Origin of the sequence: Stenotrophomonas lactitubi (genome assembly GCF_002803515.1) — a bacterium.
Classification (GTDB): domain Bacteria; phylum Pseudomonadota; class Gammaproteobacteria; order Xanthomonadales; family Xanthomonadaceae; genus Stenotrophomonas; species Stenotrophomonas lactitubi.
Genome location: NZ_PHQX01000001.1, coordinates 1,364,290 through 1,382,438 on the forward strand (window position 1 = coordinate 1,364,290; position 18,149 = coordinate 1,382,438).

Annotated in this window: 12 protein-coding genes; 10 read left to right on the forward strand and 2 right to left on the reverse strand. The window is 65.2% G+C overall.

Going from position 1 to position 18,149, the window contains the following annotated elements; all coding sequences use genetic code 11:
- Positions 1–119: 119 nt before the first annotated feature.
- The 8 genes from CR156_RS06690 (at position 120) to CR156_RS06740 (ending at position 16,375) form a co-directional block, all read left to right on the forward strand.
- Positions 120–1,484, forward strand: a complete 1,365-nt coding sequence (locus tag CR156_RS06690) for a hypothetical protein (protein ID WP_100552265.1) — start codon at positions 120–122, stop codon at positions 1,482–1,484.
- Positions 1,484–11,059, forward strand: coding sequence for a PLxRFG domain-containing protein (locus CR156_RS23125; RefSeq protein ID WP_243381727.1), 9,576 nt, complete (start codon positions 1,484–1,486; stop codon positions 11,057–11,059). Before CR156_RS06690 ends, CR156_RS23125 begins: the two co-directional genes overlap by 1 nt.
- 99 nt (positions 11,060–11,158) lie before the next feature.
- Positions 11,159–11,512 (forward strand): hypothetical protein, encoded by a 354-nt coding sequence (locus CR156_RS06705; RefSeq protein WP_100552266.1) that lies wholly within the window; start codon positions 11,159–11,161, stop codon positions 11,510–11,512.
- Positions 11,513–11,595: 83 nt separating this feature from the next.
- Positions 11,596–12,528, forward strand: coding sequence for an SOS response-associated peptidase family protein (locus CR156_RS06710; protein ID WP_100552267.1), 933 nt, complete (start codon positions 11,596–11,598; stop codon positions 12,526–12,528).
- Between the two features lie 530 nt (positions 12,529–13,058).
- Entirely contained in the window at positions 13,059–13,712 is a 654-nt protein-coding gene (locus CR156_RS06720) for a hypothetical protein (RefSeq protein WP_100552269.1), read from the forward strand.
- A 784-nt stretch (positions 13,713–14,496) separates the two neighbouring features.
- Positions 14,497–15,342, forward strand: coding sequence for a hypothetical protein (locus CR156_RS06730; protein ID WP_100552271.1), 846 nt, complete (start codon positions 14,497–14,499; stop codon positions 15,340–15,342).
- A 76-nt stretch (positions 15,343–15,418) separates the two neighbouring features.
- Positions 15,419–15,661 carry a GNAT family N-acetyltransferase gene (locus CR156_RS06735; RefSeq protein ID WP_243381729.1) on the forward strand — a complete coding sequence of 81 codons (243 nt, stop codon included), beginning with the start codon at positions 15,419–15,421 and terminating at the stop codon, positions 15,659–15,661.
- Between the two features lie 141 nt (positions 15,662–15,802).
- Complete coding sequence (locus tag CR156_RS06740; RefSeq protein ID WP_100552273.1) at positions 15,803–16,375, forward strand: hypothetical protein; 573 nt, start codon at positions 15,803–15,805, stop codon at positions 16,373–16,375.
- A 90-nt stretch (positions 16,376–16,465) separates the two neighbouring features.
- Here CR156_RS06740 and smpB read toward each other — a convergent pair whose 3' ends face one another.
- Positions 16,466–16,969 carry an SsrA-binding protein SmpB gene (smpB, locus tag CR156_RS06745; RefSeq protein WP_025878861.1) on the reverse strand — a complete coding sequence of 168 codons (504 nt, stop codon included), beginning with the start codon at positions 16,967–16,969 and terminating at the stop codon, positions 16,466–16,468.
- A 57-nt stretch (positions 16,970–17,026) separates the two neighbouring features.
- On the opposite strand from smpB, the gene CR156_RS06750 reads away from it, so the two are divergent.
- Both CR156_RS06750 and CR156_RS06755 read left to right on the forward strand, forming a co-directional pair.
- Positions 17,027–17,452 (forward strand): type II toxin-antitoxin system RatA family toxin, encoded by a 426-nt coding sequence (locus CR156_RS06750; RefSeq protein WP_080149115.1) that lies wholly within the window; start codon positions 17,027–17,029, stop codon positions 17,450–17,452.
- A 3-nt stretch (positions 17,453–17,455) separates the two neighbouring features.
- Positions 17,456–17,713, forward strand: a complete 258-nt coding sequence (locus CR156_RS06755; protein ID WP_100552274.1) for an RnfH family protein — start codon at positions 17,456–17,458, stop codon at positions 17,711–17,713.
- 36 nt (positions 17,714–17,749) lie between these two features.
- Here CR156_RS06755 and CR156_RS06760 read toward each other — a convergent pair whose 3' ends face one another.
- Positions 17,750–18,145: an outer membrane protein assembly factor BamE gene (locus CR156_RS06760; RefSeq protein ID WP_025878864.1), complete on the reverse strand. Its 396-nt coding sequence runs from the start codon at positions 18,143–18,145 to the stop codon at positions 17,750–17,752.
- Between the last annotated feature and the right edge of the window lie 4 nt (positions 18,146–18,149).

Genomic DNA, 18,149 nt, shown 5'->3' on the forward strand with positions numbered 1-18,149 from the left:
ATCGAGACGAACTGAACCCCGCCGGCGCCGCGCCCGGGCAGCCACGCATTGCACCCCGCCCGAGCCCAGGCACTGCGTTTGGCTCGGCGTTGCGGAGCGGTGTCGCTGGGACCGCCACGATGGCGCGGCAGGCCGCCGGTGCAGGCCTGCGCGCGGCCGGCACCGTCGCCGACGCCGTGACGGCACCAGGTCGCGAAGCTGCAGGGTTCGTGCGTGATGCAGGCCGCGCCGCCGTCGGCGCTGCGCCGTCGCCACAACAGGGCCAGCCGTTGAGGGCGCCCAGCCAGCTCAATCCGATTGGTGGCGCTGGCAGCGCGCTGAGCCGCATCGCGCCGGTGGGACTCGGCGGCGCGGCGAAGCCGAAACCGACGTTCGGCGGCGTGACCTCGAGCGTCGACTCGACTGCAGGTCTCGCTGGTTCGCGCCTGGCTGGGCGTCCGTCGATCGGGGCGAACTTCACCGGTGTCAGTTCCAGCGTGAGTTCCACGGCGCCTCTGGCGGGTGCTGCAGGTGCTGCAGCTCCCCGGGCGGCCACCGCTCCCGCAGCAGCTGCCCCGAGCACCTACACGACGCAGGACGGCCGCACCGCCACGTTGCCGGCGGGCATCTCCCGCACCGTGGATGCCAACGGCAATTCGGTGTTCACCGGGTCCGCCGCAACGATCGCAGCCAGCGGCGGTGCTGCTGCCGCGCCGACCAGCGGCACCTTGGCACCTACGGTGTCACCCCTTGCGGCTGCACCTGCAGCACCGACAGTGGTGGCACCGCGGCCAACCCCGCAGATCGTGCAGCGAGGGCGTCAGGGCGGGATCATCGAGAATCCCGCCGACACCACGGTGGACAAGCTCACCCGAGCCATGGGCAGCGCCAGCCTGAAAGGCAGCCCGAGCGGCCGCGCCGCAGTAGCGCAGGCAATCCTCGGCGAGGCCGGCGCGCGCCAGGGCGAGCGCGCATCTGCACTCCGCACACAGGATGAGGCCGACCTTGCTGCTGGCCAGGTCAACGCGGTCGCGGCTCAGGGCGACGCCAACCGCGCGCTGCAGAGCGGTCAGTTCAACGCACAGATGCAGGACAACGCTGCCAGCCGGCAAGCGTCGCTGGAAACCGCCCGCATTGCTCGCCGGCCAGAGATCTCGGTGGCGGCCGACGGCAGCATGGGTGTTGTAGGTGGCGACGGTAGTTGGCGGGCCGTAACGGGCGCCGACGGCCAGAACGTGCGTGCCGCCCAGGCACCGCGCCAGACCGGCGAGCTCACCGATGCCGACCGCCTGAAGTCCTACACCGATCGATTCAACGCCATTTCCGGGAACGTCACGATGGACGAAGCCGCGAAGACGGCCGCTCTGTCCCAGCTCGATGCGGATCCACTGTATGCGGGGCTGCGCCCACAAGAAGCCGCGCCCGTGGCTGGAGCGCGTAAGGCCCCAGACGGGAACTGGTACGTGCAGAACAATGACGGAAGCTACTCGAAGGTGAATCTCTGATGGCAACGTTCGAAAAGGTCGATGGGAATCCCTTTGGCGCCGGAGCAGCAGCAGCGGCGCCAGCACCCGCCCCCGCAGCCACCGACAAGGTTGCGCGCCGACCGACGCTTTCCCCCGTGCAGGGTGACCCGTTCCAGAAGGTTGCCAAGCGTCCGGAGCGCTCTTGGGGCGAGGCCATCAAGGACACCGGCCTGGGGATCGCCGCCGGCGCGGCCAACATCATCGGCGGCGCCGTGGAGCAGCGGAACGCCATGGAGCCGACCAACATCGTGCGGCAGGGTCTTCGGGTTCTGGACCGGCTGGGCGTAAAGGGTGCCTCAGAGACTGCAGCGCTGGTGCCCGGTACGCCTTCTGAGATCGTCGGTCGCCGCCGCGCAGGATCCGACAGCGCCGGCTTGTCGAAGGCGACGCAGATGGCCACCGAGTACCTCGGGGAGAGCCAGTCCGACGCGCTTAAGCAGGAAAAGCAGGAACTGCAGGACACCAAGGGCTTCTTCGCCAGCGCTGGCAAGGTGCTGTCCTCCCCGCGGCTGATCGGCAACTTCCTGGCCGAGCAGGTGCCCAACGTCGCCGCGATGGGAGCCGGCACGCGCGCTGCAGCCGCGCAGGCGGGCGAGCGAGCGTTGGCGGGTGCGTTGGCCAAGGGCCTCGGTACCGAGGCTGCTGAAACCGCCGCCACTGCGGCAGGACGTCGCGCAGCGACCACCGCTGCCACTGGCATGACGACGATCATGGAGACCGGATCGGCGGGCCAGCAGACCTACCAGCAGGCAATGGCACAGCCGCAGTCGGTGTGGGATGCCAACCCGGAGTACAGGCGCATGGTCGCCGCCGGCGGTGACCCGCAGACCGCGAAGGAAACCATCGCACGCGGTGCGTCGATGGAGGCACAAGCCATCACCGCTCCGATCGCAGCGGTTGCCGGCCGCATTGCAGCGCCGTTCGAAGCCGACGTCTTCACCCGGGGTCTGGCGCGGAAGCCAAAAGCGATGCTGGCAGGCGCCGCGCGCGAGACTGTGGAAGAGGGCATCCAGGAGGGCGGCTCGCAGCTGGCCGGCAACCTTGGCCAGCGCCAGGTCGACCCGACCCAGGCAGCGTGGGAGGGTGTCCCTGAAGCGGCCGGTACCGGTGCGGCGATCGGCGGCCTGCTCGGCGGCGGCATGGCCGCCGGCGGTGCGGTGGCCAGCCGCGGCGACAACCAGGCCGCGGTGGCAGCCGATGCGGAGCGGGAACGCCTGGCACGCCGCCCGCGCGCCACACCGCCGTCGCTGCCGCCACCGCCGATTCCGCCGCAGGTCCTCGCACTGCCGCCACCGGAAACAATGACGGTCGCACCGGATGGCACGGTGACCAGCGGCGGCCTGCGGCCGGAGGTATTGGCCGAACCTGAGATGCGCTTCCCGCAGGGCCGCGGAATGTCCGCACCTTTCGATGCTGGCCGCGTCGCAGCACGACCGCGGCCGATCGTGCCGTTCCCGGATGCAGCGCCTGACTCCATGGCGGGCATCGCCAATCTGGTATCCCAGGCGCGGCAGTCAGCGGAATCGGATCAGGTCTCAGCGCCGGTGCCCACGCAGGACAATTCAGGCGTCGGCAGCGCTCCTGCGCAAGACGCGCAGCAGGGCCTTCAAACCCCGGAACTTCCGGCCGCCGCTGTATCAGCGTCAACTCCGAACGTCGCGCCGCCATGGGTCGACCGGGAGACTGGCGAAGCGCTGCGCGAGCCGTCCAAGGTCGACATCAAGCAGCTGCTGCACAACGGCCTGCAGTACCAGGTGGAGACACACGGTGGAATCAATACGCCGACGCTGCTGCGTTCCATGCGCGATCAGTACGGCCTGGCAAGCAGCCGCGTGCGGCCGCTGCTGGAAGAGGTGAAGGCGGAACGCCGTCGCGGTTTCACGGAGCCGCCGGCCGAGAACAGCAGCACGCCGGCGATCGACGGAGCAGATGCGCTGGCGCGTGAGCCCGCAACCGAGTCGGCAGCGCCGCAGGCCGCCCTGCAGCAGGCCGATGCGGTGACTGTAGATCGCGCAGCACGGCAGACACGGCTGGACGAAGGTGGTGCGCTGCAGGTCGCAACGGGCGATGCGTTGGCGCAAGCTGAAACCGGTGCGTCTGGAGCACCGGTAGTTGAGCCGCGTGCCGACAGCGCGCGCCTTGCCCCCAGCACGATCGAACCAACGTCGGTCATCCCGTCCGCAGGTCAGGCTGTGGCGGCTCCGGAGCCTGCCCAGGACAACTCACCTGCACCGGCTGCGGCGCCCAGAGTGGCGGCTGCAGCTGCAGAGGCGGCCACCAACCCGCAGAACGATCTGCCGACGCCCACCGATGCACAGAAGGAGGCTGGCAACTACAAGAAAGGCCACGTCCGCATCAACGGACACGACATCAGCATCGAGAACCCTGCTGGCAGCCAGCGCGATCCGCGTTGGCCAGCGCTGAAGAACCACTACGGTTACTTCAAGGGCACGGTCGGCAAGGACAAAGACCATGTCGACGTCTTCATGACCGATCGCTCGGAGGATCCAGCGCTGCCAGTGTTCGTGGTTGATCAGGTCAACAAGGATGGTTCCTTCGACGAGCACAAGGTGATCATGGGCACCGCCAACGAGCAGGAGGCGCGTGACACCTACCTTGCCAACTATTCGAAGGGCTGGACTGGCCTCGGTGGGATAAAGGAGATGTCCCAGGAACAGTTCAAGGCGTGGGTGCGAGATCCGAAGAAGACCACGCGTCGCGTCACCAGGCCACAAGCGGCCCCGGCGGCGAGCGGCACCGGCCCGAGCGAAGTCGCACAGTCGGTGGCGCAAACGGCCGAAAATGTGGTTGAAAACGACCAGGCCGTGAGCAAAAAGGCGCAAAGCGTGAGCAGTGCGGGCGAAACCGAAAGCGTCACGCCGCAACCGATCTACACGCCCAAGGTCCGCCGCATCGCTGGATCACCCCACTACGACCGCGGTGATGCGGGAACACTGGGCGCGTACTTCACACCGGGCCGTATCGTGAATGGATACGCCAACACCCGGGACCGCGTTCTGGCATTCGAGCCGCCACGCGAGGGTGGCAACTGGTCCGTGCAGGTCCAAGGCGTTGACGCCGCGGGCAATCCGCTGCCAGGCGAGGGGCCGCGCTGGCACAACACCCTCCCGAGTCCCCGCGACCTCGAGCGGGTCCTCGGCAAGCCGGTACCGAAGCCGCGGAAGGCGGCAACGGCAGCTGCAGCTGCCGCGCCAGCTGCCAAGGGTGCGGCGAAGACCGACGCCGGGACGGTGAAACAGCCGTCTCAGGAGACTGTCTCGGGCCCCATCGAAGACCTGGGCGAGAAACTGGGCGGCGCGCGAAAGGACTTGGCCAAGCCAACTGGTGCTCGCGCGCAGCGCCGGGCAGATCCGGAAGCGGGCCCTGCCTGGTCGAAGAAGTACCTGGCTATGGAGGACGCGCGCAACCCCGGGACCTGGCGTCTGTTCAAGTCGAAGAAGGGTACCTTCGGCAATCCGCTGGCCAGCAGGCAGACCTATGCCAGTCAGGCCGAGGCCGAAGCGGCAATCCCAATGGTCGAGCTGGCTCGCAATCACCGCGCCGTAGAGCGCGAGCCTGGTAGCTGGGCGATCGCGCGGGACGTCACCGACCGCAAGCGCGTGTACCTCAAGGACGGCTTCGACACCCGCGCTGCCGCGCTGCAGTACATGGCCGAAAACGCGCCAGCACTGATCGATACCAAGACCACCGTGGGCGAGGACGCACTGCCGCGGCCGGACAAGGTCATGCGCGTCGGTGAGGCCCGGCGCGATGGCGATGTCCAGGGCCAGCAGTTCATGGACACCTTCGGCTTCCGAGGCGTTGAGTTCGGAAAGTGGAACAACCAGGACGAACGCCAGGAGGTGATGAATCATGCCTTCGATGCGCTGGTCGACCTGTCCGAACTGCTGAACCTGCCTCCGCGGGCGATGAGCCTGGACGGCCAGATCGGCCTGGCCTTCGGTGCACGTGGCCACGGCCTCAGCGGCGCTCGGGCGCACTACGAGCGCGACTACGCGGTGATCAACCTGACCAAGCTCAAGGGTGCCGGGTCGCTGGCCCACGAGTGGATGCACGCGCTGGACCACTACCTCGGCCGGCAGGATGGCCGGGGATCAGATCAGATCACCAACAGTCGCGGCGACAAGGTCATGAAGGCGTCGGGCGTTGATGACTACCTGAGCAATGCAAGCCGCTTCCGGGGGAACGTCCGTCCGGAGCTGCGCGCGGCATTCCAGGAGCTGATGGACACCATGCGAACCCGTGCCGAGCAGTATGTCGAGGACACGGCGCGCGCTGAATCCTTCCTGGGCAAGGCCCGTGACCAGGTGCAGAAGCAACTGGGCGATTTGCGCGCTCACATCGAGAAGGAGCGGGCGTGGGGATCGCGGAAGCGACCGGCAACACAGCAGGAGCTGGCGACTTTCGACGCTGCAGCAGATAGGTTGCTCAACGGTGAGGCGTTCAGCACCGACGCGAAGCCGACCAAGGGCGGCGGGGTACGGTTCACCAACGAAGAGCTGGACACCCTCGATGGCGTCCTGAAGGCGGTTACCAACCGCACCGGCTTCAACTCCGAGCGCACCGGCTCGCTCGATCGATTACGCGATGCGATGGGCACGTACCAGCGTCGGGTGGAACTGTGGCAGTCGGCAGACGCCGGCGCGGCAAAGACCAAGAACGTGCCGACCTCGTTCATGACCGAGGCCCGAAAGCTGGACGATGGCCGCGTGGGCAACTACTGGACCACGCCGCACGAGCTCCTGGCACGTGCGTTCAGTTCCTACGTTGAGGACCGCCTGCAGGGCGCCGGCCGGGCCAGCGCCTTCATGTCCTTCGGATCGGATCCGCGTTTTGCGGTGCCGGTCGGTACCGAGTTCGCGCGGCCGTTCCCCGGCGGTGCCGAGCGCCAAGCCATGAACGCAGCGTTCGATCGTTTCTTCGCAGAGGTCAAGCACGAAGAGAGCCCGACAGGCAGTGTCCGTCTCTTCTCCCGCCGTGGGTGGGACGCCGACTTCCCCGATGTCGTCACAGCCCATCGCCCCGGGCGCCTGAGCGCGCATGCCGACTACGCGGCAGCCAAGGCTGGTGACGACACCGCGGCGCTGCGCGTGGCGCGCGACGTCATCACCCCGGTGTTTGTCGAGGACGTGCGTGCTGCGCTGCCGGAGGGCAGCAAGCCCCTGGTGGTGGCTGTGCAGTCCCAGGAAGCGACGGGCAACAACCGCATCCCGCGGATGGCCGCCGAGGTGCTGGCCCAGCGGCTGGGACTGCAGGTGTCCGAGGACATCGTCCAGGCCGCGAAGGTCAACCGCAGCGGCGGGGATGCACTGCATCGGCTGGCCAACCAGCCCCCGTTCACCGGCAAGGTCGAGAAGGGCCGCGACTACGTCCTGATCGATGACACGCTGACCCAGGGAGGCACCCTGGCCCAGCTGAAGACCCACATCGAGGACAACGGCGGCAAGGTGGTGCTGGCCACCGCTTTGACCGGCAAGGACTATTCGCGGAAAATCGCCCTCAACTCCCAAAGCCTGGCCGATGTCCGTGAACGTTTCGGATCAATCGAACCCTGGTGGCGCGACCAGTTCGGCTACGGCTTCGAAGGCCTCACCGAGTCCGAAGCGCGCACCATCCTCACCCTCGACAAGGGACGTCTCGATGCTGACGCCCTCCGAGATCGAGTCGCTGCAGGCCGAGTACCGGGCCTCCGGCCAGTGGGCGAAGGAGCAGCTGGCGAAGGATCCGGAGCTGAAGCACCTGGGCCCGGCGGGCGGGTAAACCGGTCCGCAGCTCCGGCCGCCAGCGGCGGCCTGGACTTCGACCGCGCGCTGCAGCTCAAAACCGACCTGACCCAACATTGGGGCGAGAACGCGCCCAGCGTGGTCGTGGTGCGCTCGGCCGAGGACTTCCCGGCCAGCGCCAAGGTCGATCCGGGCTATCGCCGCGCCGAGGGTGTGTACGACGGGCGCCCCACGGTCTGGATCAACGCCGGCAACATCGCCACCGAGCAGCGCTTCGCGCAGGTGCTGGCGCACGAGGCAATCGGGCACTACGGCGTTGAGTCCGTGGTGGGCGCCAAGGACTGGACCCAGATCGTGGATGCGATCGACAAGCTGGCAGCGGACGGATCCGGCACCGCCGCACTGAAGTCGGTGCTGGCCGACGTGACCAGGCGCTACGGCACTGTCGATCGCGAGACCTTCGCCAAGGAAGCGATCGCCGTCATGGCCGAACGCGGGATCCGCAACAGCTTCACCAGCCGCGTCGCCGCCGCAGTCCGCCGCTTCCTGCGGCGCGTCATGCCGTCGCTGAAGTGGTCCGAGGCTGAGGTTCGGGACCTGTTGAGCCAGGCCGACGGCTTCCTGCGTGCCGGCATGTCGGCGCAGGCACAGCGGGAAATGGTGCGGTCGTACTCGTTCGCACAGCCGCAGATCGACGGCCGCGGCGAGGCCTTCCTCGAGCAGAACGGTGGCCGATTTCTCCGCCGCAACGATCAGTGGTACCTCGCCGACGAGCGCGGCCGACCGGCTGACTTCCTGACCCTTGGTGCCGCGCGCGCTGAGGCGGAGCGCACCGGTGGCCAGGTTCTGGCCGATCCGGTTGAGAGTGGGCCGCGCACCTGGAGCGTAGTGCTGCCCAACGGTGCCGAGGTTACGCGGGCGGCCCGCGGCCGCCTCTTCAGCATGCCGCCGACAGACGCGCTCGAGGACATCGATGCGATCCAGAGGGGAATTCAAGGCGAAGGCGTGCTGGCGCGCGCCCGGCAGAAGCTGGAAGACCTCAGCCTGAGCAAGGTGAAAGACTCGTTGCGGTCCACCTGGCTCGGTGCGCTGGCCACCCGGCACCTAACCGAGCTGGGGCGTGACTACTTTCCGACCATCGATCGCTATTCGGACTACCTGGCCGAGATGCAGGCCGATCGGAACAAGCTACAGGCGGAGGCGGACACGATCGCAGAGGCGGCGCGCCAGTGGGCCAGCAAGAACAAGGCGGAAAGCCGGCGCCTCTTCGATCTGATGCACCAGGCCACCATGGACGGCGTAGATCCGTCCCGCGAGTACCAGCCCCTGCAGTTCCGGATGCCCGGCGAGAAGGGGCTGCAGGTGGTCAACCGCAAGAACGTGCTGCATGCCATCAAGGTGAAGCAGCAGCAGATGCGGGAGCGCAGCGGCGACTCCAAGACCAACATCATGAATGAGATCAAGGCACTGAAGGCCATGCTGAAGGCAGAGCCGCGGCGGCGCCGACAGTACGCTCCGTTGGTTGAGCAGTGGTCACAGCTGTCGCCTGAAGCGCAGAGGCTCTACAGCCAGTTCCGTGATGCCTATCGATCCAGGTCCGACGCGGTGGAAGAGGCCTTGGTCCAGCGTATTGAGGACCTAAAGGGCGGTGATTTGGTGGGCGGCCAGGTCATAAGCGACAGCAGCCGTCGGATGCTGGTGCACAAGATCCGTGAGCAATTCGAATCTGCGCGGCTGCAGGGCGTCTACTTTCCCCTGCAGCGCTTCGGCAAATTCTTCGTTGCAGCGGAGAAGGACGGCACCAACACCTTCCTGATGTTCGAATCGCAGAACGAGCTGGATCGGGCTGTAAAGGATCTGGAGCGCAGAGAGTGGGCTATTACGGCCCGCGGCATGAAGATGGAGGGCAAGGCGACGGACGCACCGAGCGGTACCTTTGTTGCCGATGTGATCGACCAACTACGGACGGCGCATGTGTCCGACGCGGTCCAGGACCAGGTGTACCAGCTGTATCTGCAGACCATGCCGGAGCTGTCGATGCGCAAGCACCAGATCCACCGCAAGTCGGTGCCTGGATTCGACCCTGATGCCGTGCGCGCGTTCGCCTTCAACATGCAGCACGGGTCGCACCAGCTCGCCCGACTGCGATACGCGCACAAGCTGCAGGGTGTTCTGACCGACCTGAAGGACGCACAGAAGAAGATTCAGGCATCCCCCAGCGTCGACACGCGAAAGATCGTGGCCGGCGACGCTCTCCTGGAAGAGCTGGGGAAGCGGCACGAATGGATCATGAACCCGACCGACTCGGCGCTGACCAACCTGATCTCGTCCTTCGGCTTCACCTACTACCTGGGTGCCACGCCGGCGGCGGCGCTGGTCAACGTGACCCAGACCGCCCTGGTCAGCTACCCCTACCTGGCCGCACGACACGGCGGGATCAAGGCCATGAACTACCTGCTGGCCGCCAGCCGCGACGCCGTGCGCACTGTGGGCAACATCCAGAAGACCCTGACCGACCCCGACGAGCTCCGCGCCTACCAGGCGCTTGAAGCCTCCGGTGCCATCGAGAAGACGCAGGCCCACAACCTTGCCGGCATCGCCGAGGGCGGCCTGACGGGGTACAACCCGGCCTGGAGCAAGGCCATGGAGATCATCGGCTGGGGCTTCCACAAGACCGAGGTGGTCAACCGCGAGGCAACCGGCATGGCCGCCTACCGCCTGGCGCGCGCGGATGGCAAGTCGTTCGACGAGGCGGTGAAGTTTGCCCGCGACGCGATCTTCGACACGCACTTCGACTACAGCAACGCCAACCGCGCCCGCTTCATGCAGAGCGGCACCGCCAAGGTGCTGCTGATGTTCCGGCAGTACAGCCTGAACATGACCTGGGCGCTCGGGCGGATGGTGTGGCAGGCCACCAAGGGCCAGGACCCCGAAGTGCGCCAGGTGGCACGTCGCAACTTGACCGGCCTGCTGGGCATGAGCGCACTGTTCTCCGGCGCCATGGGCCTGCCGATGATGGGCATGATCATGGGGGCGCTCAATGGTATCCAGGCCACCTTCGGGGATGACGACGAACCGTGGGATGCAGAGACCGAGCTGCGGGCTTTCCTCACCGGCATGCTGGGGCAGGGCGGCGCGGATCTACTGCTGCACGGGCCGGCCGACAAGCTGACCGGCGCGAACATTTCCGGCCGAGTTGGACTGGACAGCCTGTGGATCCGCGACGCCGATCGCGAGCTCGACGGCCGCGGCATGTTCAACAACCTGCTCGAGCAGGCCGCGGGGCCGATGGGCGGCGTCCTGAAGAACGTGCTGGTCGGCAAGCAGCAGGTGGATGAGGGTCACATCATGCGCGGCGTCGAGACCATGCTGCCCAAGGGGCTCAAGGACATGATCAAGGCTGGCCGTTACGCCACCCAGGGCGTGAACACCCTGCGCGGCGATCCGGTCGTCGAGGATCTGTCGCCCTGGGAGATCCTGCTGCAGGCGAACGGCTTCGCTCCGGAGAAGGTGTCCAGGCAGTACGAGACCACCCGCGCGCTGAAGAACTACGAGCAGCACATCCTCGACCGCCGCAAGTCGCTCGTGAACGCCTTCGCCATGGCCCTGCGCAACGGCGATGCCAGCGACCGGGCTTCGGTGCTCAGCAAGATCGGCGCATTCAACAAGGCCAACCCGGAGCTGGCGATCACCTCGAGCGGTCTGCAGCAGTCCATCAAGAACCGGGCACGCTACAGCGCCAGGGCCGAGGCCGGCATCATCCTCAACCCGAAGTTGGCCGCTCGCCTGAACAAAGCCGTCACGGAGTAGCTGCTGCAACGTTCTGACCCGATCGGATCTGCTTGGGTGAAAGCAGTGTGAAGACGCCGGCGATGGTGCCGGCTCTACCGATACAGGGGTCAGTAACCGATGGACAAGAAGGACTTTCAGGCGGTGGCCATTGGAGAAGGAAAGCAGGAGAACGCCCAGCCCATGGACAGTGGTGCTGGTTTTCTTTCCCCTGCAACAGGCTTGGACGTGGGGCCCAAGGCATCCAGGGGGCGGCACTCCCGCCGCCAGATGCTGGAGAAGGGCATGGAAGATGAGCGCTATAAGGCTCAGGTAGTCTCGATGGAGGCCTTCAAGGCAGGCCGGGTAGGGCAGGTCCCCCCGGAGGTGCTCCAGATGTATGACGAGCTGACCCGCGACCAGCATGCGCTGGTGCGGACCTCGACCGTGCTTCTGGCCGCTCTGCGTAGACGATTGGGCCTGCCGGACCTGTAAGGTCCACGGGGCCGCCGCGGCGGCCCCTTTCAGCGGCCTGGGACTCTCACAGCGCGATAAGGCCGGCGTGCTGTAATCCGCCCATGTGCTATTCCGCCCAGATCACCGCCGCATACCAGAAGCTGGTCCGCATGACCGGTGCCACCGTGTCGCTGCAGGAGTTCGCGGCGCTCTACGCCCACGACCCGGGCAAGAAGCGGCCCAAGACCCCGAAGGCGATGGATGATGCGTTCCGGGCCGGCACCAGCGCGGCAGAGCGAGCGGTGTGGGCAGAGATCCAGCAGTGGAACCAGGCCGAGGCCGCCATTCTGGAGCAGGAGCTTTTCGCCAACCGGAAGCGCCTGGCCGATGCGGAGCGATCGCTGCAGGCCAAGGAGACGAAGAAGGCCCGAGAAGACGTGCGGATCGCCGGCAACAAGATCGAGCGCGCCATGGGCAAGCTGGCCGACCTCAAGCGCGCCGACGGCAAGGACCGGGACAGCCGGATCTTCCCCGGGGTCTACGCCCCGGTGATCGTCTCTGAGGGCGGCAAGCTTACGATCAAGCCGATGCGCTATCAGTGCCGACTGGCCGGGAAGCCGGCCAACTACGACCAGCGTTTCCCCGGCACCTACAACGCCCGCCGCGACAGCCTGGAGAAGTTCTGGGCGCCGGCCTTCGGTCACACTCATGGCCTGATGGTGGTCGACACCTTCTACGAGAATGTGGAGGGGCCGGACGGCAAGAACCAGGTGGTGCAGTTCACCCCGCGCACGCGCGAGCCAATGCTGGTGGCCTGCCTGTGGTCGCACTGGGTGGACCCGGCCGGCAAGGAACCGGATCTACTGTCGTTCGCGGCCATCACCGACGACCCGGAACCCGAGGTGGCCGCCGCCGGCCACGACCGGACGATCATCAACATCAAAGCTGAGCACGTCGACGCTTGGTTGAACCCGGATCCCGCCGACCTGGCCGAGCTCTATCGGATCTTCGACGACAAGCGGCATCCCTTCTACGAGCACCGATTGGCAGCGTAGGGCGGCTGGACGACGCGTGGCAATAAAGTGCTCACAATCGCAGGCGCTGCGACCGCCATTCGTATCCTTCCGTCCATGTCACTTCCCGAATCCTTCTACTGGACAACAAGCTCCGCCGGCAAGGCGGACGAACCCCTGACCGTGATCGCGTGCGAGGGCGTGTGGTTGGTGAGCATGTCCCAGCGTGTAGACGACAACACGTGGATTGCGTCGCTGGATCGCCATCGGCATGGGCCCGGAGGGCCTTTCCGCAGATGCAGCAGTTACGAGCAAGGTCGTGCCGGCGCCGAGATGTGGGTGACCAGGCACGAGGCGAGGCTGCGGCAGGATGTGGCTGAGATCTCTCGCTGGAGGGAAGCCGTAAGAGCGAACCGACTGGCCAAGGAGACCCTCAAGCGACCATTTGCCTGGATGGAGTAGGGGCCTGCTCGCCGTCCCTCGGCTGCTTTGGCGATTTGCTCAAACCGCCGATTTGATCAAATCGTCAAATCGTTCAGGCAAACTTGTGACAGGACCCAGGGGAACTGAAGATGCTGGAAGCTCTTTTCCTGGCGACCGCCAAGGCGGCGCCGGCATCTACTGCAGCGGCGAGTGCTGGCTACGACTGGAAGTGGCTGGTGCCGGTAGCTACGCTGATTCTGGGCTTCGGTTTGAAATGGCTCCAGGACCACATCACCGAGAAGGACCGCAGACGGCACGCAGAAATCCTGCGCCGGGAGCAGCGTTACGACGCCCTGCGCATGCGCAGGTTGGATGCGGAGCGCGAGAACTTGCTAGCGCTCCAGCCAATGGTGATCGCCTTCATGCGGGCCGCCACCGATGCGTACAAGCTGAAGGTGAAGTCCTTCGGGGAAGGCAGTGGCGCCGCACAGTACCTGCCGGAAGGCGCGCAGGCACGTGAGGACAGGCATCTGGCATTGGCCAAGGTTGAGGACGAATTGCGCGAATCCTCCGCAGCTATCATCCCTTTGCACGCCCGAATACATTCCGAGGAAGTGCGAGCGGCGCTCAACCATCTCGTCGACATCGTCTGGGAGGCCATGGGCGCCAAGTCAAGCCTGCGGATGACGAGGATCTGGGGCCAGGTGGATCAACCACATAACGAACTGCATACGGTCATGGGTCGGGTCATCAAGCACCTTGAGGACGAGAACCAGCAGCTTGGGGATCCGCCGGCGCGTTGAGGGTGGCAACGGTCAACATCAAATGTTGACCAAGAAGTTGACCAAACGCTGCCAATCGATGCCCATTTCAGCCCATGTGGCAGGCATGAACGAAAAAGCCCATCAAGCTAAAGCATTGATGGGCTTCGTTATTCTGGTGTCTGCGAAACCGGCGCCGATGGCGTCACGGGGACAATGCACCCCCGGTTTCTTCAAGTATTGCAAGGCTTTCAGGCCCTTGGTTGACCAAGGGTTGACCAAAAGCCCGCCTAACGATGGGAATGATACGGCAATCTTCCTGAACAGTCACGCGCGCGCCGACCTGGCGCCGAGGCCGTTCAGTCGCTGGCAGCGTCCAGCACCAGGCTACTGGGCCTGCCGGACCTTTGAGCCCCTCAGAGCTGCCCGGCGGCCTATCCGCAGAAGCCGGCTACCTTCAGGCATGACCTCTCGGGTGGCACATGGCGCCTTCGTAAATGCGATTGACAATCAATCGCATTGGGGTTAAAAAATACATGGGCAGGTATGGATTTGCCTCAACTCGAGATCGACTATGCATCTGAAACGGAAAGGCTCCCTCGTAGTTCTTTTAAGCTTAGTTGCGCTGTGGTTCTTCGCAGCGGCAACGGTCGCCCTGGGGAATTTGTTCTGGATTTCCATAGCTATTTCGTTACTTACCACCACGTTAGCCGCTTTCGCCTTCAATGACGTGTCTCGCCCAATCAGGGCCCTCTCGATAGCGGTTTTTGTCGTGGTGCTGCTTGGGGTGGGTTGGCTCCTATTCGGAAACTAAGGAAGGTTTTAAATGCTCAAGAAAGCGATATTCGCTTCAGTTATTTTCTTCGCGTCTACTGGCGCTGCAAGCGCTCAGGCTGTTGCCGCTGCCCAGTGCGAAGGGTGTAGTGATCAGCAGATGCAGGAAGCAGCGAGGGGGGAAATTGACTTCGGACCCGTTTCTGTCTTCAGCCTGTCAACTGGCGACATCAGAAGCTACCTGATCATGCCCAATCTGAAGATGTCGGAAATTGCGACACCTGCGGACCTCGCTGAGTATTACGCTCAGCTGGTTTACCTTTACCAAAGCAACGGGAATTCGCTTGAATTCCGGGTGACGGTCAACCAGCTTTTTGGCGCAGGGCAAATTTCAGCGAGGTCAGCCAGAGTCGCCGCAGCCGCTGCTACCGAGTATCCGCAAAGCGCTTATGAAGCTCTCGCCGATTCTTCGAAGATGAACAGTATCCATGAAATGATGCGTTGGAAATATCCATCGCTCATTGCCGGGGCCAACAGCGTCTATCGAGTATTCAATCCCGTCGCGTGGCTGAACCCGCAGTCTGCGCAGGTCACCGTTCGGTTGGAGTTCCCAGACCAGTCGTCAATGATGATCACGTACAACTACGGCACCAAACTCTGGGAAAAGATGCCGAATACCGCTCGTGACGCGCATAACAATTCAATTCCCGAAGACACGTCTGCATTTGCTGGTGGTGGTGTGAGGGAGTACAACTTTAATGGCGCACCGTCCAGCGATCTTGTAAATTTCCTGTATTGGGCAGACCGGCACGGTATTCATGTGTCCGGTGCTACGCGTAGGGACAGGCTGGCGTGCAGCATCGTCGTCGGCGGCACCACGCGCTGCGTCTCGTTCTGAGTTCTTCGGCTTAATGGAAAGTTGAATAAGTGCCCCGCAGCTTGGACTTGGTTTGCGGGGCACCTCGCTGGGCCTGTTGTTCATCGACCTGTTCTACCTGCCGCCCGCACAGCGCGGCAACGGTCTGGGGTCGCAGATGCTTGCCGCCGACGAAGAGGAGGCGCGCAGGCGCGGCTGCCGTTCCGCCGTGCTCTACACCATCAGCTTCCAGGCGCCAGACTTCTACGTGAAGCATGGCTGGACCGTGTTCGGCCAGGTGCCTTGCGATCCGCCGGGCACCAGCCGGGTCTTCCTCAGCAAGGATCTGTCTGTCGCCTGAGCGGCAGGGGCCCAACCGTTACCACGTCAATCCGCAACATGTTGTAGAGCCACCGTCATAGCGGATTGCTAACGTCGTTGGCACGAATTTGCGACACACTGGCCACGACCATTCGAGCCATCACAGAGACGGAGACGGCCGGTGACCGAAGCAATGCAACAGCGCAGCCTGCGTCAGCTGGTTGGCCCGGTAGGGGCCGATTATCAGCGGCGGGCACTGCCGCCCGGCTGGGTCTGGGCGGTGCTGGCGGTGTTGCTGGCTGGAACGTGGGCAACCGAGCTCCCGGCCACGGCTGCAGCTGCGCTGATCGCCAGTGCGGTGGTGGTGCACTGGCCGCGGCGTGGCCGCTTCCACTGGCTGGGTTGGCGGCTGCCGGCGCTGGCGGTGCTCGCCGCGCTGCTGTGGGGCCCGGATGTGCTGTCACAGTGGTTCGAGCACGGCCTGGCCCTGACCCTGATGTCGCTGGCCAGCCTCAGCATCGGCGTGCACGTGTGGCAGTCGCGGCAGTTGGCCCGGCAGCTGCAGGCCTCTGCCGATGCGCTGGATGATGCCCAGCTGCTTGCCCTGCTGCCGGTCGACGCCGCCCGGTTGGCGCAACAGTGGCGGGCCGGCGACGATCGTCATACTCCGGAGCTGTCGGTGGTGATGCACCTGGCGGTGATGCACGCGGCGCTGTCACCACGCCTGCGCGGGCAGGGCCTGCTGGCGGGTTGATCAGCGTCTTGTAGAGCCGGGCCTGCGCTCGGCTGCTTCTTTGCCGAAGCCGAGCATGGCTCGGCTCCTCACGAAATCGGGCCGGCGTCCTTATGCGTCGCGGTTGCCGCGACGCATCACCCGCTGCTTCTCGATCGCCCAGTCACGATCCTTGGCGGCATCGCGCTTGTCGTGGGTCTGCTTGCCCTTGGCCAGCGCCACTTCCAGCTTGATCTTGTTCTTGCTCCAGTACATCGCGGTGGGCACGATCGTGTAGCCATCGCGCTCCACCTTGCCGACCAGCTTGTCGATCTCGCTCCGGTGCAGCAGCAGCTTGCGCTCGCGCCGGTCGTTGGCCACCACGTGGGTGGACGCCTGGATCAGCGGGGTGATCTGCGCGCCGATCAGGAAGATCTCGCCATCCTTCACGTAGGCGTAGGCGTCGACGATGTTGCCGCGGCCTGCGCGGATCGACTTCACTTCCCAGCCCTGCAGGGCCAGGCCGGCTTCGAAGCGGTCTTCGATGTGGTACTCGTGACGGGCACGCTTGTTCAACGCGATGGTCTTGTTGGCCGTCGCGCTCTTTGCTTTATCCTTGCCGGTGTTCTTGCTCATTTCCGTATTGTCTCCGATTCGGGCCCGCCCGGTCGATTGCCGAAGCGTCCTGTATTCATGCCTACTATCCGCCGCAGTGCCCTGGTCGAACATTCGGCCGCGCGCATGTTCGATCTGGTCAACGATGTCCAGGCCTATCCGCGCCGTTTCCGCTGGTGCTCCGACGCCCGCATCCTCGAGCAGGGCGAAGACCGGCTGGTCGCTCGCCTGGACCTGGGCCTGGGTTCGTTCAGCACCTGGTTCCAGACCGAAAACACCCTGCAACGTCCGCACAGCATCGATATGCAGCTGCGCGAGGGGCCGTTCAAGCAGCTGCACGGCCGCTGGGAATTCCATGCCCTGGCTGAAGATGCCTGCAAGGTCACCCTCACCCTGGACTTCGAGCCGAGCTCACGCCTGCTGGGCCCCGCGCTGGCGATCGGCTTCCAGGGGTTGGCCGATCGCATGGTCAACGATTTCGTCCGCGTCGCCGACGAGGACTGAACGATGATCGAGGTCGAGGTCGTGCTGGCCTGGCCACAACAGGTGCTGTCGCGCCGGCTGCAGCTGGAGGAAGGGGCGACCGTGGCTGATGCGGTGGCAGCGGCCGGGCTCGAAGGCAGTGCCGACTGTCCGGCGGCTGCAGTGCATGGCGTACTGGCGCGGCCGCAGCAGCTGCTGCTGGATGGCGATCGTGTCGAGCTGCTGCGTGTCCTGCAGGCCGACCCGAAGGACAACCGCCGGCGACGCGCGCGCGGCGGTTGATCCTCAACACCCGTCCCGAAGGACGGGCAGGGTGGCTCAGCGGCCGCCCTTCTTCTTCTTGTCCTTCGGCAGATTGCGGCCGAACTGGCGCACGGTCTGCTGGGCAAGGGCCTTGTCGTTGGCCGGGAAGTAATCGCCATCCCAACGGGTGACCACGTCATTTTCGAAGTACACGACGAAATTCTTCACGTCGGTACGGCCCAGGCGGTTCACGCGCTCGGTCGAGGTGTAGTCCCAACGCTGGGCGTGGAACGGATCCGGCACCGACGGGGTGCCCAGCAGGGCAGTGACCTGCTGCTTGCTTTGCCCGACCTGCAGTTTGGCAACGGCATCTTCCCGGATCAGGTTGCCCTGGTAGATGGGTTGCTTGTAGATGATGCCGCACCCGGTGGTGGACAAGGCGACGGCGGCGACCAACAGGAGATTGCGCATCGGG

What these genes read in the sequence shown, in the direction of transcription:
- CR156_RS06690 (WP_100552265.1), top strand. Translation starts at nt 120, where the DNA reads ATGGCGCGGCAGGCCGCCGGTGCAGGCCTGCGCGCGGCCGGCACCGTC.
- CR156_RS06750 (WP_080149115.1), top strand. Translation starts at nt 17,027, where the DNA reads ATGCCTACTATCCGCCGCAGTGCCCTGGTCGAACATTCGGCCGCGCGC.
- CR156_RS06710 (WP_100552267.1), top strand. Translation starts at nt 11,596, where the DNA reads ATGTGCTATTCCGCCCAGATCACCGCCGCATACCAGAAGCTGGTCCGC.
- CR156_RS06755 (WP_100552274.1), top strand. Translation starts at nt 17,456, where the DNA reads ATGATCGAGGTCGAGGTCGTGCTGGCCTGGCCACAACAGGTGCTGTCG.
- CR156_RS23125 (WP_243381727.1), top strand. Translation starts at nt 1,484, where the DNA reads ATGGCAACGTTCGAAAAGGTCGATGGGAATCCCTTTGGCGCCGGAGCA.
- CR156_RS06730 (WP_100552271.1), top strand. Translation starts at nt 14,497, where the DNA reads ATGCTCAAGAAAGCGATATTCGCTTCAGTTATTTTCTTCGCGTCTACT.
- CR156_RS06705 (WP_100552266.1), top strand. Translation starts at nt 11,159, where the DNA reads ATGGACAAGAAGGACTTTCAGGCGGTGGCCATTGGAGAAGGAAAGCAG.
- smpB (WP_025878861.1), bottom strand. Translation starts at nt 16,969, where the DNA reads ATGAGCAAGAACACCGGCAAGGATAAAGCAAAGAGCGCGACGGCCAAC.
- CR156_RS06760 (WP_025878864.1), bottom strand. Translation starts at nt 18,145, where the DNA reads ATGCGCAATCTCCTGTTGGTCGCCGCCGTCGCCTTGTCCACCACCGGG.
- CR156_RS06720 (WP_100552269.1), top strand. Translation starts at nt 13,059, where the DNA reads ATGCTGGAAGCTCTTTTCCTGGCGACCGCCAAGGCGGCGCCGGCATCT.